This is a genomic window from Microbacterium gawkjiense (assembly GCF_031932225.1).
GTDB lineage: Bacteria > Actinomycetota > Actinomycetes > Actinomycetales > Microbacteriaceae > Microbacterium > Microbacterium gawkjiense.
The window spans coordinates 126,744-142,262 of sequence record NZ_JAUZVV010000001.1; the positions used below are offsets into that span (position 1 = coordinate 126,744).

The window sequence follows — 15,519 nt, forward strand, 5'->3', positions numbered from 1 at the left end:
CCCGCCGCGGGGTCAGTCGCGGGGGCTGAGGAGGTAGCGGTTGAAGGATGCGGTGAGCTCGGCGTCCACGGCCAGCGGGCGACCGTCGACGGCGGTGATCGGGGCGGCCAGGCGCACGCTCGAGACGAGCCAGGCGGCATCCGCTTCGTGCAGGGCCGAGACGGGCAGCGTCTCGTAGGCGGTCTCGAAGCCCTGCGCGGCGAGGTGATCGAACAGGCTCAGCTGGGTCGTGCCGTGCAGAATGCCGCCGTTCGGCGCCGGGGTCACGAACGCGTCGCCGCGGCGGATGATCAGCGACGCGGTCGGCGCCTCGAGCACGAATCCGTCGGAGCTCACGAACACGGCGTCGTCGGCTCCGCGGCGCTTCGCCTCGCGGATCGCCGCCATGTTCACCGCGTAGGACAGCGTCTTCGCGCCGAGCAGCAGCCACGGTGCACGCCCCGGCAGATCGATGCTGTACCCGCGGTCGAGCACCGCCACGGCGATGCCCTCGGTGCGCGCCTTCGTGAAGTCCGCGGCCGGCGCCACCGTGACCCACGCGGTCGGCGTCGGACCGTGCTCGACACCGCGGCTCAGGATCAGCTTGATGACCGCCTCGCCCTCCCCCGACGCGGCCTGCGCACGCCGGATCGCCTCGCGCCACTGCCCCAGGTTCGGCGCCGGCAGCTCGCAGATCTCGGCCGAATGGGCCAGACGCTCGAGGTGCGGCTCGACCTCCTGCGCGTGCCCGTCGACGACGCCGATCGACTCGAAGATCCCGTCGCCGCGCTGCGTGCTCAGCTCGCCCACGGTGAGCGCGGGCGCCGACGGATCCACCTCGGTGAACGTGTCGGCGAAGTCGGTGCGCGCATCGTCGGATGCCGCGGGGTCGATCATGAGAGCGAAGCGCCAAGCCATGCGATGAGCCTACGCGGCGGCATCCGTCGTCGGCGGTGTCGACGGATGCAACGGATCGTGCGCGACACGCCGTTGAAGTGCGACGGGATGCCGGGTGTCGCCCGGCATCCGTTGCATCCGTGAACGCGCACGGCGCCGGCGCCGCGACACGCCCGGCCCGAACGAAATCCCCCGCAGGCTGGAATACCCGCGGAGCCCCTCCGTTACACTTTTCTAGCCGGGCCGCAGTAACCCCGGGCTCCATCTTCAGCCGCTGCGAGCGGCCACGCGCCGAGAGGCGTTCTGCGGCCCGGCACTTTCATGCCCGCGAAGGGGGCTCCGACTCAGGTGAGGCCGTCGCGACGCCACAGGGCCGCGGCCGCCGTGAGGTCGCCTGCGTAGGTGTCGAGGCGCAGCGCGCGGGTCGTGAACTGCGACGCCCGGCCGGGTTCGCTCGCGTCATAGTCGTCAGCGAGGTCGGTCGCGCCGGCCGAGACGACGCGCGAGAATGCCGCCGCCCGTTCGAGGGCGAGCGCGAAGTCGCCTGCGAACACCCCGCGCATGATGAGGTCGATGAGCGAGACCAGCTCGTCGGGGCTCGCCGGAGCCGGCGCCCCCGCGATGACGACGTCGGCCGACGCGAGCCGCGTGCGTCCCCGCTCGTAGAGCAGCGCGGACGTGGCCGGGTCGTCGTGGATCATCAGCTGCAGCAGGTACAGACGCCACAGCGCGCCCGGCAGCGACCGGGCCGGCGACTGCGCCCACAGCTCGGCGATGGTCGCGATGCCGTGCGCGTCGGTGAAGGTCACGAGCCGGTCGATGACCTCGTCGTGCGGCGCCTCGCGCACCCGCGAGAGCAGAGCGGATGCCGTGGCGTGCGCCACGCGGCTGGCTTCAGCGGGATCGTCGGCGGCGAAGTTGCGATCGAACGAATCGGGGGAACGGCGGACCGGCTTGTGGAAGTCGCGGGACGCGTCAGACATCGCTCCAGGCTACCCCGCAGCGCGGGGACGGGCCGCGGCCGGCTCAGGCGGTGGGGATCGTGATGATCGGGTCGGTCGTGGGCGAGCCGTCGGGCGATCCGCCCTTCTGCTCGACCGTCACCGCGACGATGTCGCCGGGCTGGAACTCGCCCGACAGCAGCGCCGTGACCTCGTCGGACGGGTCGAACACGCCGGCCGAGATGGGCTGGTCGCCGCGGATGAACCACAGCTCGAACGAGCGGTCCGAGGCGATCTCGGGCGCGTCATCCGTCGTCAGCACGACCTTATCGAGCTCGTCCGACCAGTGCAGCACGGCCTCGCCGCCGTCGGTGAACTGACCGGTCACGGTCTGCGCGTCGGGCGCGGCCTCGATCTGCTCCAGCGCCTGCACCTCGAGGGGCGTGCGGGCCTGTTCGACGAGGGATCCGACGCCCCAGCCGATGCCGACGAGGAGTGCGGCGGATGCGACGAGCGCGAAGAGTCCGCGGGTCCAGTTGCGCCGCTGCACGGCCTGGATCGCTTCGGTCGGCGGGCCGGCGACGACCGGGTCGTCCGCGGGAGCGGCAGCCGACTCGACCGCAGGCTCAGCGGCGACAGGCTCCGCGGCAGCGGCACGCGCCGAGGCCTGCGGCATCCCACTGATCTGCTCGAGCAACCGGGCCCGCAGATCGGCGGGAGGGGCTTCTTCGCCCGCGCCTTCGGCGAGGAATCCAGCGACCTGCGCGTCGGCGTCGACCTGGTCCTGCCACTCGGGGTGGGCGGCCAGTGCGTCCTGGTAGGCGCGCTCGTCCTCCGGGGACAGCGCAGCGAGCGCGTGTCCTGCCGAAAGCTCAGCGAAATCCTTCTCGTTCACAGTGTCACCCCCATCTCCTGTCGTAGGCGGTTCAGTCCGTCGCGCATACGTGTCTTGATCGTTCCGAGCGGCGCTCCGAGGAGCGTCGCAATCTCACTTTGGCTGTATCCCCCGAAGTAAGCGAGGGTGAGGGCCTCACGTTGCGGGTCGGGCAGAGACCGGAGGGCGCGCACGACGCGACGCCCTTCGATCTTCATCTCGACCTGCTCGGCAATGCCTTCTTCTTGTGTGTAGGCGTCTCGGGCTCCGACACGCATATCCCGGTCCACGCTCGATTGAGCTGAGCGCACCCGGTCGACGGCCCGACGATGAGCCATCGTCAGGATCCAGCTTCTTCCTTGCCCTTTGTTCGGAGCGAACGATGAAGCGGATTGCCACACCTCGAGGAAAACCTCCTGCAGCACTTCCTCACTCTGGGACGGGTCGACGAGGACGCGTCGGATAAGGCCGAACACGCGAGACGACAGCGTGTCGTAGAGCTCAGCGAAAGCCGCTTGGTCGCCGTCGGCGATACGGACGAGCAGATCGCCGGCGTGATCCGCCGACTGCCCGTCCTCGGGGACGTCAACACCGTCGATAACCATTACTCCCCAGCATGCCATTCCCGCGTCGCGGAACCCGGATGACGGGGCGCGAAACCCCGCTGAACAACGGAATCGAGAGCGTTTCGTGACCGTCGGCATCCGCTCCGTCGGGACCGGCGAAAAAGAATCTCGGGAAATGTGCAATCCGTTTGCCTAGTGGTTCCGAAGACCAGACATCGCCGCCGCAGAGGGCGGTCCCAACACATGGAGGACAACATGTTCAGCACGAAGAAGAAGATGACCGCAGCACTCTCTCTGACGCTGGTCGGTGCGTTCGCTCTCGCCGGCTGCTCGTCGAGCACCGCCCCCGAGGGTGGCACCAGCAGCGAGGGCATGGAATCGCAGGAGCCGATGGAGTCGCCCTCGCCCGAGATGACCGAGGACACCATGGACCCCGCCGCCAACCTGGTCGGCCCCGGCTGCGCGGACTACGCTGCTGCGGTTCCGGACGGCGCCGGCTCGGTCGCCGGTATGGCGCAGGACCCGGTGGCTACCGCGGCATCCAACAACCCGCTCCTCAAGACGCTCGTCGCTGCTGTCAGCGGCCAGCTGAACCCGGACGTCAACCTGGTCGACACCCTTAACGGCGACGAGTTCACCGTGTTCGCACCGGTGGACGAGGCCTTCGCCAAGATCCCCGCCGACACGATCGAGGGTCTGAAGACGGACTCCGAGACGCTGACGTCGATCCTCACCTACCACGTGGTCCCCGGCCAGATCTCGCCCGACGACATCGTCGGCACGCACGCCACCGTTCAGGGCGCTGACCTCGAGGTCACCGGCTCGGGCGACGAGCTCATGGTCAACGACGCCAACGTCATCTGCGGTGGCGTCCAGACCGCGAACGCGACCGTTTACCTCATCGACACGGTGCTGATGCCCCCGATGTAATTCACGGTCTATCTGACCGGCGGCGTCGTCGAAGCTCTGCGGGCTTCGGCGGCGCCGCCTTCTTTTTCCCTCGTGCGGGGGATGCCGCGGGTCGGCGCCTTCCCTAGCGTCGAGGTATGGCGAACAAGAACATGAACGGGATGTCGCTCGGTTTCTGGATCACGTTCGGGATGCTCGGCGGCGCGATGGTCGGGCTACTGTTCCTCGACAACATCGGCCTCGGCGTCGGGTTTGGCCTGTCGTTCGGGATCATGCTCGGCATCATCTTCGGCAGTTCGAAGAGCGCCGAGTGACGGATGCCGCGCCGCTCCCCCAGTAGGCTGGGACGCTGAGGGCCTCTAGCTCAGTCGGTAGAGCATCGGACTTTTAATCCGCGGGTCGTGGGTTCGAGCCCCACGGGGCCCACCTCTCGACCAGTGCGCAGACAACACACGATGCGCGCGAATTGTCGCCGCTGCGACTCAGCCACCCGACCCACTAGCGGTCCTCCGATCACCGCCGCGATGCGGCTGCAATGCGCTCATGCGTCGCGCGCACGAACGCGGCGTAGCCCCCCGGCGTCCGTCCCCAGAAGCGGCCCGACGTGACCACCTCGTTCTCGTCCGTTGCCACCACGGACGCGCCGAGCGCGCGGGCGGCGTTGACGAGTTCGACATCCTCGTGTTGCTCGAGGTCGCCGAACTCCCCCGCCGCGAAATACACATCCCCGCGCAGTCCGAGATTTGCCCCGTGAACGTTGCCCGCGGGTCGGCCGGCTGGATGTGTCTCTAACCAGTACGCCACGTGCTCCGGTGTCAGATCGGCGAAGTCCGGGCGGACAGTGCCCAAGACGACGTCCGCACCCAGGGCGCGAAGATCAAGCTGGTGACTGAGCCACCCGACGGGAACGGCAGAGTCCCCATCCGTCGTGCTGACCCAGACGTCAGCCGGTGACGGCTCCCCCAGCTCGGCCATCGCAGCCCTCACCCCCACTCGTCGCCCGGTCCCCACGTTCCGCGCCTCGATGCTGACGGTGTGCACCGGCCAGGCTCGCGCGATCCGCTCCGACGCATCCGTGCACGCATCGAGGACGACCACCGTCGCGATCGAGACACCCGGGTGTGTCTTCCGCGCGTGCGCGATCGCGGAGGTCAGAGCGGCGAGACACGCGTCGAGCAATTCGGCCTCGTCGTGCACCGGGACGACGATCGCGACCGAGGGCACCCTCACGGAACGAGCCCGGTCTCCGCCGCGACCGATCGGGCACCCGAGAGCCCGTAGACCTCCAGCACGAAGTCCTCCTCCTCATGCTGTAGCAGCCGGACGAACCCCTCCGCGCCGCGGAGCGCCGCGTGCACGGCATCGCCGGAGAGCGGATACTCCGTCACCGGGTGACGCCAGTGGCACGCGACAAGGTGCCCCCCGGCCGTCAGTGCACCTCGCATCCGCTCGATCGCCACAGTCAGATCGCCGCGGCTCCAGTAGTAGCCGACCTCCGACAGCATGATGAGGTCGAACTGGCCCTCCGGCCATTCGTCGGGAAGAGCCATCCGCTCGAATCGAACCGTTGTCCGACCGCTGAGTCGGCGGCGCGCCATCGCCAGCGGGGCGTCGGCGATGTCGACCGCGCGCACCGCATCGGACCGGTCGGCCAGCAGCTCCGTCAGCACACCCGTTGAGCAGCCCAACTCAAGCGTCGAGCGATAGCGCTCGCGAGGAAGACTCGCCATGGTGACGGCCCGCTTGCGCTGCTCGTACCAGCGCGATTCGAACCCCCACGGGTCATCGCCGTTCCGCTCGTAGAAGGACTCGAAGAAGTCGGCACCCACACTCGACGCCGGCGGTCGCACGAAAACCTCGAAGGGCCGGTCGAAGTGCGCCTGCATCCCGTCATGGAGCATCACCTCGTCACCCGGAGCCGAAGACAGCGGAGCGATCTGACTGCGATGACGACGCATGGCTGCGAGCTTGCGATCGGCAGTTTCGTTGTCGAGCGTGAACACCTCAAGGTCATCCCACGGCACGTCCTCCGACGACCCCCAATGCCACAACCAGATGGGATAGCCCCGCCACGGGACGCGAAGATCGCCGCATACCTCCGCGGACACCTCCCCCACGACACGGTGATCCCGATGACCGTCGCCCGTCCACGGCGATACGACGAGGCGCTTCACCGCCCCCGTGAGAAGTTCACGAAGGGATGCCGCAATCGCACCCCGATGGCTGTCGGTCCCACCGTCCGGCAGCCCAAGGAACTGCAGCTCGATCTCCGGGCTCAACTGCTCAAGAGCCTCGGCCACCTCGCGGCGCCGCAGCGTCGCGAGATCACCGGGTGTGTGGGACGGCGAATCCGGGTGCGACCCCTCGCCGTCGGTCACGACGAGCACCGTCACCCTCGTCCCGCGGCGGGCGGCGCTCGCCATCAGCCCTCCGGCGCCCAGGGTCTCATCGTCGGGATGGGCGGCAACGACGACCAGGTGCTCCACGTCCGCGTCGAGGTCCGGAAGAGCCCGTCCGTCGAAAGCCTCGCGCCACACCTCCTCCGTCGTTCCCGCATCGAGGTGACTGAAACTCACCATGTGCCACGTCCCTCCGCGATGTCGGCTCCGATCCTCGCCACGTCGCGCTCGCCGTGGTGCTGACGCAGGTAGATCTGCAGATCGGCCACCCGCCGGGCATGCCCTTCATCTGCGACGAGGGGCAGCGGCCCCAGTGCGCGCGCTGTGTCGGCGAGCGTCGATTCGACCGCGCTCGCGACGATCGCTCGCGCGCGGCCGGCGAGGGTGCCGGGATAGCGCAACGCCGCTGAGCCGTCCATCTCCTTCGCGGCGGTGCGGAGGGCGAGGCGCGCGCCCCAGAGCGCCATGTCCGCGTTCCCGAGATGCACGCGCGACAACTGGTCGGCACCAGGACGACGCGCGGCATCCCGCAGGGCGGAACGTAGCGGCAAGACGCCACCCCACCAACATGCCGCCACGCCGATCCCTCCGGCTGCGAAACCGGGCCGACGCAGATACCAGCCCGGTTCACCGACGGGCACCGCGGGCGCGTCTGCGAAGTCGACCGGAGCACTCACGATCTGGTCGAGTCCGCGGGCATGCCATGGTCCCGACCGGGGGGCGACCTCGGGTCGCTGCATCTCGACCGCGAACAGCCGACGCTCGTCGCCGACCCATGCGGTGACGAGCGCATGCGTCACCTGCTGCGCGAGCGAACACCACGGCTTAGTCCCCGAGAGGTGCCACCGGGAGCCGACCATCTGCGCCTCGAGCCGCACTCCCGCACCTTCGGCAGCGAACACACCCCACGATGATTCAGAGCCCGCGCCGATCGAGGCGAGATCGACCTCGCAGCCACTCCGACGCGCCTGCTCGAGGATGGTGAGTGCGTCCAGGTGAGGTTCGAGAATGCGCGCCGCCGCCACATCTCGGAACGCGACCGCTGCGAGGAAGGTCCACTGCTCGGCGAGCGACCACTGTTCACTCACAGCCGCGCCCGCGGAAACGACCCACACGAGAGTCGCGGGAACGTCCGTCCCGAACCCAGCGACTCGATCAGCCGCTGCGAGGGACGCGGCGGCAGCCTCGGGGAGGGGCCCGTCGCCTAAGCGGACTGCATCGAGATCTTCTGGGACGTCACTCACACCCGGAGTCTGTCCGCGATGCGTGCGCAGAGGCAGAGGCTTGCGATGCCACGGACCCGTCGGGTACATCCTCGTGACCAGACCCCTCCCGGCGATCCAGATCGCGCCCTAGTGTCGTACCCGCAGGTCGCCGTTCATGAGCTGTGTGGGCGGCCCGAACGAATCGCTGCGACCGCGGTGCCGAGCCGGGGCCGCTATCTCGACAAGAGGAGACGACAGTGCCGAACTACCTCATCGCCTTCAACGACGAATGGGTGCCGCCGCAAACCACAGAGCAGCTGCAGACCAAGAGCCAGGCGTCGATGGCAGTGCTCGAAGAGATGAAGCAGGCGGGCGTGTTCGTCTTCGCGGACGGCGGCATCGACGCGTCGACGGCGCTCTTCAGCGTGCAGCTGAGGGGCGGCGAGCCGGCGTTCACCGACGGACCCTTCGTCGAAACTCAAGAGCACCTCGGCGGGTTCACCGTGATCAACGTTTCCACTGACGACGACGCACGCTACTGGGCGGGACGCCTCGCCCTCAGCCTCGACTGGCCGCAGGAAGTCCACCGCTTCCCGGGTGGCGTCGAAGACATCATCGACCGGCAGACTGCCGAGGGCGAGTGACCACCTCTCTTGCCGCACCAAAGGGTGCTCGCGCCCACGGGTCTTGACGGCGTACTTGCATTTTGCAAGTATCCCCACATGAGCCTCTTCATCACCTGTCCTGTCGCCGATGTCGAACGCGCCACGGCCTTCTACACCGCCCTCGGATGGACTCTCAACGCGGACATGTCCGACCACAACGTGTCCTGCTTCGCGATCGCGCCCGACCAGTACGTCATGCTCGGCAGCCGCGAGATGTACGCGAGCGTCGGCGGCGTCGAGGATCTGATCGGCGGTCCCGACACCCCGTCGAAGGTGACCGTCTCCTTCGATCTCGACAGCCGGGAAGCCGTCGACGCGATGGTCGAACGGGCGCGAGCCGCGGGCGGCCGCGTCGGCGACACCGACGACTACCCCTTCATGTACCAGCGGCAGTTCGACGACCCCGACGGCTACCACTACTCCCCGTTCTGGATGAAGCCGGACGCCGATCAGACCTCGTGAGCGACCTCGCTGCCGCCCTCGACATCGTCGGCGCGCGGTGGGCTCTGCTCATTGTGGAGCGGCTGCTCGAGGGTCCACAGCGCTACGGCGACCTTCAGCGTGAGCTCGGTGCACCGACGAACATGCTGGCGACCCGCCTCAAGGAACTCGAAGCCGCAGGCGTGCTCCGCCGTCTTCCGCTGAAGCACAACACCCGCGCCTACGCCCTGACCGATCGCGGCCTCGACCTGGCGGACGCGATCGCGGCACTCGGACGTTGGGGATCAGGGCTGAGCGACACTGAGTAGCGCCTCGTTGGACGGCACTCACGACCCTGTGCTCAGGCGATCCGGGGACTGAGCACCCCGATCCCCCAGCGCCGGCCGATGTCGTTGTACCGGCTGACGAACCGACCGGTGATGCCGCAGGCGAGATCGGTGAACTGCTTGCGAGTGGGCATCGAAGACCACTTTCAGGACCACGCGAGACCGCGGAGGGTCAGCAAAGTGCCGCCCGGCTCAGCACTCGTCGCCATTGACCGCCCGAAAAAGCCCCGAGCGCAAGCCCCTCGCCCCTTGAGTCCGGGGAGCGCGCCGGAGCGTTACGGTTACGGCATGCTCCGCCTCGTCGCCCGGGTCTACTGGACGTTCAGCCGATGGACGCTCGCGACCGAGCCCGCGCCGACCCAGCCCACCGTCGTCCTGGGGGCGCCGCACACGTCCAACTGGGACTTCGTGCTCATGCTGGCCATCGCGTGGCGCCTGAAGATGCGGTTCCGCTGGCTGGGCAAGGAGAGTCTTTTCCGCGGCTGGCGCGGCCCGCTGATGCGCTCGATCGGCGGCATCCCGGTCGACAGAGCGAACCCCGCTGGAGTGGTCGACGCGCTCGTGCAGCGCATCCGCGACGGTGAGGTCTTCGGCCTCGTGGTGACGCCGGAGGGCACGCGCGGCGGCGTCGGGCACTGGAAGTCGGGCTTCTACCGCATCGCCCGGGAGGCCGGCCTCGCCGTCACGCTCGGGTATGTGGACCGCACCACCATGACCACCGGGCTGGGACCGACGCTCACGCTCATCGGCGACGTGGGCGCGGACATGGATGCCATCCGCGCGTTCTACTCCGATAAGTCGGGATTGCGGCCCGAGCGACGCGTGGAGCCTCGGTTGCGCGAAGAAGGCGATCCTCGACCGACAACGTCGCCCTAGGCGGAGCCGACCCTGCGATGGGCTGAGCCGTTCAAGCGGACGCGACGCTACGAGACGGCTTCGCCTGCGTCGGACGTCACGAACCAGTCGGTGAACGATTTGGCGCGGCCGTCGTCGGTCAGCTCGATGACCATGAGGTTGTCGTACTGCCGACTCTTCTCGGTCGAACTCGGGTAGCTCGTCCGACCGCGGATGATTGCGATGTCACCGTCGACAGCGGTGAGCTCGTAGTCGAACGACCACGTGCCGGGCTCATCCTTCTGCGCGAGCCAGCCCGCGATGATCGCGTCGTGACCGACCCATGGGGGCGTTGATGGGCCGTCGCGGTACTCCGCCGCCGGCGTGAACAGCGAACGGATGTCGTCCGGGTCGTTGGTCTCCCACGCGCGGATGTAACCGGCGATCCACGCGTCGGCGGCCTCAACAGCTGCCTCTCGATCCCACATGACCTGAGGCTCGCCGACGTCGGCGGCGAGCGCAAGGTCCGTCCCGGGTTCGGTCGCAGCAGGCCGACGTCGCCGTCAGAACAGGCGAGCGACGCCCCCGGCGTGATCAAGGGACTGGATGTCACCGACGAAGGTGTCCGTGTCCGCCCCAGTCGGTAGGCTCACTCAGGCCGGGGATCCGGCGATCACTGGGGGAGAAAAATGAAGATTCGTCACGCACTCGTCTCGTTCACTGCCGCGGGAGCCCTGCTGTTGGGGGGATGTGCAGCCGCCGGCGATGAGGCCACGAGCAGCGCACCCGCCACACCTGCAGCGATCGAGGTCGACGAGCAACTGACGACGGTCGACGTCAAGGTGGCGAAGTCGATGCTCGACCCGGAGGGCGCGCTCACCGACGATGAGATCGTCGCGAGCGCGAAGGAGAAGGGGCTCTCGGCCGTGGTCGAGGGCGACACCGTCGTCTACACGATGACGAAGTCTCAGCGGGACGAGATGCTCGCCGACATGCGATCTTCCGCGCGGGAATCCGCCGACGAACTCGTCGCCGACGACACCAACTCTGTCACCGCCGTCGACTTCAACGACGCGATGACTTCCTTCACGGTGTCGGTCGATCCCGCCACGTACAACGCGATGGAAGGGTTCCTCGTGCTCGGCTTTTACATGCAGGGCGCGCTCTTCCAGCAGTTCACGGGAGTTGCCGCGGACGACATCGACGTGACCGTCGACTTCGTCGACAACTCGACGGGCGAGGTGCTCGACTCGGGCTCGTTCCAGGAAATGCGCGACAACCTCGACCAGTAGGGCACTTTCGGGCTGGTCAGCCCCCGATCGCGTTCATCCCCCGCGCGGGCTGCAGGAACGACGGGTCGTTGATCGCGTGCCCGGGCAGCTTGCCCAGCACGCACGCGTGCAGCACCTCGGCGATCACGCGACGCCGATCGGCGGGCGCGGCATCCCCCGGCATCCCGCGCACCGCGCTCGTCACGTCGTACTCGGTCAGCGAGAACAGGCAGTTGCGGAACTGACCGTCGGCGGTCAGCCGCAGACGGTCGCACGCACCGCAGAACGGCGCGGTCACCGACGCGATCACGCCGACCTCGTGCGGGCCACCGTCAATCCGCCACTTCTCGGCCGGAGCGCCGCCGCGGCCGGGCACCGGCTCCAGCGACCACCGCTCCGACAGCGCTGCCAGGATCTCCTCGCGCGTCACCATCGCGCTGCGATCCCACGTGTGTCCCGCATCCAGCGGCATCTGCTCGATGAACCGCAACTGCGCGCCCGCCTCCATCGCGAACGCGACGAGGTCGGCCAGCTGGTCGTCGTTGACGCCCCGCATCGCGACGGCGTTCAGCTTCAGAGGCTTCAGATCGGATGCCGCGGCTGCCGCAATCCCCTCGAGCACGTCATCGAGCCGGTCACGCCGCGTCAGCGCGGCGAACCGCTCGCGATCGATCGTGTCGATGCTGATGTTCAACCGCGTCAGACCCGCGTCGACCAGGTCGGGCAGCACCTCGGCCAGCCGGATCCCGTTCGTCGTCATCGCCACCTCGACCGGACCGTCGGGCCCCGAGATCGCTGCGACCCGACGCACCACGTCGACGATGTCCGTCCGCAGCAACGGCTCGCCGCCGGTCAGCCGGAAGGTGCGGATGCCGAGACCCGCCGCCACCTGCGCGATCTCGACGATCTCATCCGTCGTCAGGATGCTCGTGCGCGCCAGCCACTCGTTGCCCTGCTCGGGCATGCAGTACGTGCAGCGCAGCGAGCACCGGTCGGTCAGTGAGATGCGCAGATCGCGGTGGACACGGCCGTGCGTGTCGACGAGGCCGACGGCCGGGTCGGGCACCGTTGCGGCGGGTACCTGCGGCGGTCGGCCGAGCGAGATCGGCACGGCCGTCACCGGCTCATCCTCCCGCGGCATCCCATCTTCCGAGCTTAATCGCCCTGACCGGCGAGGCGGCCTGTCAGACCGCCCACGGGCTGGGAAGTCGGCACCAATCCCCCCGTCGGGTGACGATCCCGCGGTACGTTTCGGCGCATGAGTCTGCGCCGCATCGCCCTGCCGGTCCTCGCCGCGTCCGCCCTGCTCCTCACGGCATGCGCGCCGACCGAGTTCGCCCGCGAGCAGACCGCCGCTGACCGCCCCGGCGCCGTCGTCGACGGGGCCGACGGCGCGATCGACATCGCGACGCTGCGATACGTCGGGAAAGCCGACGCGTACGACGTCTACCTGGCGCGTGCAGCGGGTGACGGCGACTCGTTGTGCCTGTCGCTCACCCTCGACGACGCCTGGCAGACCACGGAATGCGCGCGCGACTCCGTCTCGGTACGGATCAGCGACAGCGCGAGCGTGGCCGCCGACCTCAGCCACCGCGGCGGCGAGGACCGCGACATGCTCTCCGACAACGTCTGGGTCAACCGGAAGTAGCCGGTACCGCGACGAACCGCACGCGGGACGGGTCGACCTGCAGCCATACCGTCTCGCCCGCCGAGAGCGACATCCCCCGCACGTCCACCGCACCCGCCGTCGTCCGCACTCGCGCTCCCGACAGCGTCGGCTCCACCCCCACCACCGTCGCCGACCACGCGTTGTCGCCCGCAGCCCCCACGATCCGCACGTCGCCCGGCCGGAACACAGCGGCGAGCCCGACACCGTCCCCGGCGGCGAGCGCGGTCGACGCGGCATCCGTGCTCGTCAGCACCTGCCCCGCCGCACCCCGCCACACGCCGCGCGCGGCGACCCCCGGCATCCGATTCATGTCCGCGATCGACGCGACGAAAGCGGATGCCGGGGCCCGCAGCACCTCGCGCACCCCGCCGCTCTGCACCACGGTTCCCGCCTCGATCACGAACAGCCGCTCGGCGAGGGCGACCGCGTCGTCGGCGTCGTGCGTGACCGCGACGGTCGTCGTGCCGGCGAGCTGCTCGCGCAGCATCCCGCGGATGGCCGACGCCGTCACGGGATCCAGCGCGACCAACGGCTCGTCGAGCAGCACTACCCGCGGCGACGCCGACAGCGCCCGCGCGATCGCGACGCGCTGCTGCTCGCCTCCCGACAACTCGCGCGGCATCCGCGAACCCGTCCCGCCGAGACCCACCCGCTCGAGCCACGCGTCGGCCTCGGCGCGCGCCTGGGCGGCCGGCACCCCGGACGCGCGCGGACCGAACGCGACGTTCTCGCGCGCGCTGAGGTGCGGGAACAGCCGCGGATCCTGCCCGAGCAGCACCACGCCGCGCTGCATCGGCGGCGTGCGCACCCGCGGAACGGCCGCCCGCTCGACTGTGCGACCGGCCACCGCGATCTCGCCGCCGTCGAGCGGCACGAGACCGGCGAGCGCCTCCAGAAGCGTCGACTTGCCCGCGCCGCTCGGACCCATGACCGCGACCGTCTCGCCCGCATCCGCATCGATCTCGACGTCCACCAGGAACCGCGGACGCTCCACCACGACGTGCGCCCGCAGCCCGCTCATCGCACCGCTCCCGGTCGCCAGCCGCGCACCAGCATCAGCACCAGTACCGCCGCGGCGAGCAGCAGCAGCGCGAGCGCGACGGCCGTGCCCTGCGTCACCCCGGCGCCGTTGAACGCCGTGTAGATCGCGAGCGGCATCGTCTGGGTGACGCCGGGCCGGTTGCCGGCGAACAGCGCGGTCGCGCCGAACTCGCCGATCGCGCGGGCGAAGCACAGCACGACACCGGCCACGATCCCGGGGGCCGCGAGCGGCAGCGTGATGCGCCGCAGGATCGTCCAACGTCCGGCGCCCAACGCGGCGGCGGTGCGCTCGAACTCCACCCCGGTCGAGCGCACGGCGCCCTCGACGGCGAGCACGAGGAACGGCAGCGCCACGAACGTCTGCGCGACCACGACGGCGGGCGTCGTGAACGACAGCCCCCACCCGCCGAGCCACCCCTGCCGACCGAACAGGTACAGCAGCGCGATCCCGCCGACCATCGGCGGCAGCACGAGCGGCACCGTTACCGCCGCCCGCAGCACCGCCGCCAGGCGGGGACCCGACCGCGCGATCAGCAACGCCAACGGCACCCCGATCACGACGCACACCGCGGTCGCCGCAGCCCCCGTGCCAAGCGAGAGGCCCAGCGCCGACAGGGCCGCGGGCGACGTCACGTCGGCGACGAACGTCGACCACTGCACCCGGGCGATGAGCGCGACGAGCGGCAGGATCAGGAACGACAACCCGATCAGCGCCGGTACCGACAGCGTGCGCGGGACGTAGCCGCGCCCCGCGCTCACGGCGCCCCGAACCCGCGGTCCGCGAGGATCCGCTGCCCGGCATCCGACAGCACGAACGCGACGAACGCATCGGCGGCCGCGGGGTTCGCGGCATCCGTCAGGGCAGCGATCTCGTACCGGTTTACGACGTCGCCGCTGCCCCGGGGGACGATCGCCTCGACATCGTCGCGCCCGACCACGTCGGTCGCGTAGACGAGTCCCGCATCGGCCTCGCCCGCTGCCACCTTCGTGAGCACCGCGGTCACGTTCTGCTCGAGGCTCGCAGGGTCGACCGTGACATCCGCGCCCTCGAGCAGTCGAGCGGATGCCGCGCCGCACGGCACCTCGGGTGCGCAGAGCACCGTCACGACGCCCGACAAATCGGCCAGCGACGCGACCTTCTTCGGGTTGCCCGCCGGGACGACGATCACGAGCGTGTTCGTCGCGAAGACGGCGGGGTCGGGTGCGAGCTCCGACACCTTGGCCATCGTCGCCTCGTCGGCGGACGCGAAGACGTCGGCGGGCGCCCCCTCGGCAATCTGCGTGGCGAGCGTCGACGAGCCGTCGTACACGGGACTGATCCGCACGTCCGGATGCTGCGCCGTGAACGCGTCGGCGATCTCGTCGAACGATGCCTGCAGGGATGCCGCGGCGTACACGGTCAGCGTTCCGTTCACGTCGTCGTCCGACGCCGGCGGAGTCGAGGCGGCGCAGCCCGTCAGCGCGAGCACGAGCGCAGCGAGCGCGACGGCCGGGCGGCGCAC

The 15,519-nt window shown here is 69.6% G+C and carries 20 protein-coding genes and 1 tRNA gene; 9 read left to right on the plus strand and 12 right to left on the minus strand.

The genetic code is table 11. From position 1 onward, the window contains the following. Positions 1–12: 12 nt before the first annotated feature. The 4 genes from Q9S71_RS00645 to sigK all read right to left on the minus strand — a co-directional run bounded on the left by Q9S71_RS00645 (position 13) and on the right by sigK (position 3,296). Positions 13–897: an aminodeoxychorismate lyase gene (locus Q9S71_RS00645; protein ID WP_311859999.1), complete on the minus strand. Its 885-nt coding sequence runs from the start codon at positions 895–897 to the stop codon at positions 13–15. Between the two features lie 323 nt (positions 898–1,220). Further along, entirely contained in the window at positions 1,221–1,859 is a 639-nt protein-coding gene (locus tag Q9S71_RS00650; protein ID WP_311860000.1) for a DNA-directed RNA polymerase subunit beta, read from the minus strand. A 43-nt stretch (positions 1,860–1,902) separates the two neighbouring features. After that, entirely contained in the window at positions 1,903–2,712 is an 810-nt protein-coding gene (locus Q9S71_RS00655) for an anti-sigma factor (protein WP_311860001.1), read from the minus strand. Then, on the minus strand, positions 2,709–3,296 hold the full coding sequence (gene sigK, locus Q9S71_RS00660; protein ID WP_311860002.1) for an ECF RNA polymerase sigma factor SigK: 588 nt from the start codon (positions 3,294–3,296) through the stop codon (positions 2,709–2,711). The genes Q9S71_RS00655 and sigK overlap by 4 nt, the downstream gene beginning before the upstream one ends. A 216-nt stretch (positions 3,297–3,512) precedes the next feature. Between sigK and Q9S71_RS00665 the strand changes: the two genes are divergently transcribed. From Q9S71_RS00665 to Q9S71_RS00675, 3 genes are all read left to right on the plus strand, one after another. Continuing rightward, the gene (locus tag Q9S71_RS00665) at positions 3,513–4,187 is read left to right on the plus strand and encodes a fasciclin domain-containing protein (protein WP_311860003.1); all 675 of its coding nucleotides are present in this window, start codon (positions 3,513–3,515) and stop codon (positions 4,185–4,187) included. Positions 4,188–4,303: 116 nt separating this feature from the next. Continuing rightward, positions 4,304–4,480 (plus strand): glycine zipper domain-containing protein, encoded by a 177-nt coding sequence (locus Q9S71_RS00670; RefSeq protein ID WP_311860004.1) that lies wholly within the window; start codon positions 4,304–4,306, stop codon positions 4,478–4,480. 39 nt (positions 4,481–4,519) lie between these two features. Further along, positions 4,520–4,592, plus strand: a tRNA-Lys gene (locus Q9S71_RS00675). 87 nt (positions 4,593–4,679) lie between these two features. On the opposite strand, the gene Q9S71_RS00680 is transcribed toward Q9S71_RS00675, so the two are convergent. From Q9S71_RS00680 to Q9S71_RS00690, 3 genes are all read right to left on the minus strand, one after another. Continuing rightward, complete coding sequence (locus tag Q9S71_RS00680) at positions 4,680–5,363, minus strand: glycosyltransferase family 2 protein (RefSeq protein WP_311860005.1); 684 nt, start codon at positions 5,361–5,363, stop codon at positions 4,680–4,682. A 29-nt stretch (positions 5,364–5,392) separates the two neighbouring features. Beyond that, positions 5,393–6,652, minus strand: a complete 1,260-nt coding sequence (locus Q9S71_RS00685; protein WP_311860006.1) for a PIG-L family deacetylase — start codon at positions 6,650–6,652, stop codon at positions 5,393–5,395. An 86-nt stretch (positions 6,653–6,738) separates the two neighbouring features. Beyond that, the gene (locus Q9S71_RS00690) at positions 6,739–7,653 is read right to left on the minus strand and encodes an acyl-CoA dehydrogenase (RefSeq protein WP_311860007.1); all 915 of its coding nucleotides are present in this window, start codon (positions 7,651–7,653) and stop codon (positions 6,739–6,741) included. 374 nt (positions 7,654–8,027) lie between these two features. Between Q9S71_RS00690 and Q9S71_RS00695 the strand changes: the two genes are divergently transcribed. The 4 genes from Q9S71_RS00695 to Q9S71_RS00710 all read left to right on the plus strand — a co-directional run bounded on the left by Q9S71_RS00695 (position 8,028) and on the right by Q9S71_RS00710 (position 10,078). Further along, positions 8,028–8,414 carry a YciI family protein gene (locus Q9S71_RS00695; protein ID WP_064003110.1) on the plus strand — a complete coding sequence of 129 codons (387 nt, stop codon included), beginning with the start codon at positions 8,028–8,030 and terminating at the stop codon, positions 8,412–8,414. A 78-nt stretch (positions 8,415–8,492) separates the two neighbouring features. Continuing rightward, complete coding sequence (locus tag Q9S71_RS00700) at positions 8,493–8,897, plus strand: VOC family protein (protein WP_311860008.1); 405 nt, start codon at positions 8,493–8,495, stop codon at positions 8,895–8,897. Beyond that, positions 8,894–9,184, plus strand: a complete 291-nt coding sequence (locus tag Q9S71_RS00705; RefSeq protein ID WP_311860009.1) for a winged helix-turn-helix transcriptional regulator — start codon at positions 8,894–8,896, stop codon at positions 9,182–9,184. The genes Q9S71_RS00700 and Q9S71_RS00705 overlap by 4 nt, the downstream gene beginning before the upstream one ends. Before the next feature lie 306 nt (positions 9,185–9,490). Then, positions 9,491–10,078 carry a 1-acyl-sn-glycerol-3-phosphate acyltransferase gene (locus tag Q9S71_RS00710; RefSeq protein ID WP_311860010.1) on the plus strand — a complete coding sequence of 196 codons (588 nt, stop codon included), beginning with the start codon at positions 9,491–9,493 and terminating at the stop codon, positions 10,076–10,078. 47 nt (positions 10,079–10,125) lie between these two features. Here the strand turns inward: Q9S71_RS00710 and Q9S71_RS00715 are convergent, their stop codons facing one another. Continuing rightward, positions 10,126–10,524: a YybH family protein gene (locus Q9S71_RS00715; RefSeq protein WP_311860011.1), complete on the minus strand. Its 399-nt coding sequence runs from the start codon at positions 10,522–10,524 to the stop codon at positions 10,126–10,128. Positions 10,525–10,725: 201 nt separating this feature from the next. Between Q9S71_RS00715 and Q9S71_RS00720 the strand changes: the two genes are divergently transcribed. Beyond that, positions 10,726–11,328 carry a hypothetical protein gene (locus Q9S71_RS00720; RefSeq protein WP_311860012.1) on the plus strand — a complete coding sequence of 201 codons (603 nt, stop codon included), beginning with the start codon at positions 10,726–10,728 and terminating at the stop codon, positions 11,326–11,328. A 16-nt stretch (positions 11,329–11,344) separates the two neighbouring features. On the opposite strand, the gene moaA is transcribed toward Q9S71_RS00720, so the two are convergent. After that, a complete protein-coding gene (gene moaA, locus Q9S71_RS00725) occupies positions 11,345–12,427 on the minus strand; it encodes a GTP 3',8-cyclase MoaA (RefSeq protein ID WP_311860013.1) in 1,083 nt (360 codons plus the stop codon). 138 nt (positions 12,428–12,565) lie between these two features. Between moaA and Q9S71_RS00730 the strand changes: the two genes are divergently transcribed. Continuing rightward, positions 12,566–12,955, plus strand: coding sequence for a hypothetical protein (locus Q9S71_RS00730; RefSeq protein WP_311860014.1), 390 nt, complete (start codon positions 12,566–12,568; stop codon positions 12,953–12,955). Here Q9S71_RS00730 and Q9S71_RS00735 read toward each other — a convergent pair. From Q9S71_RS00735 to modA, 3 genes are read right to left on the minus strand one after another with little or no spacing between them, the layout of a single operon-like run. Beyond that, positions 12,942–13,997 carry an ABC transporter ATP-binding protein gene (locus tag Q9S71_RS00735; RefSeq protein ID WP_311860015.1) on the minus strand — a complete coding sequence of 352 codons (1,056 nt, stop codon included), beginning with the start codon at positions 13,995–13,997 and terminating at the stop codon, positions 12,942–12,944. The genes Q9S71_RS00730 and Q9S71_RS00735 overlap by 14 nt on opposite strands. Further along, the gene (locus Q9S71_RS00740; protein ID WP_311860016.1) at positions 13,994–14,776 is read right to left on the minus strand and encodes an ABC transporter permease; all 783 of its coding nucleotides are present in this window, start codon (positions 14,774–14,776) and stop codon (positions 13,994–13,996) included. The genes Q9S71_RS00735 and Q9S71_RS00740 overlap by 4 nt, the downstream gene beginning before the upstream one ends. After that, positions 14,773–15,519, minus strand: coding sequence for a molybdate ABC transporter substrate-binding protein (gene modA, locus Q9S71_RS00745; protein ID WP_311860017.1), 747 nt, complete (start codon positions 15,517–15,519; stop codon positions 14,773–14,775). The genes Q9S71_RS00740 and modA overlap by 4 nt, the downstream gene beginning before the upstream one ends.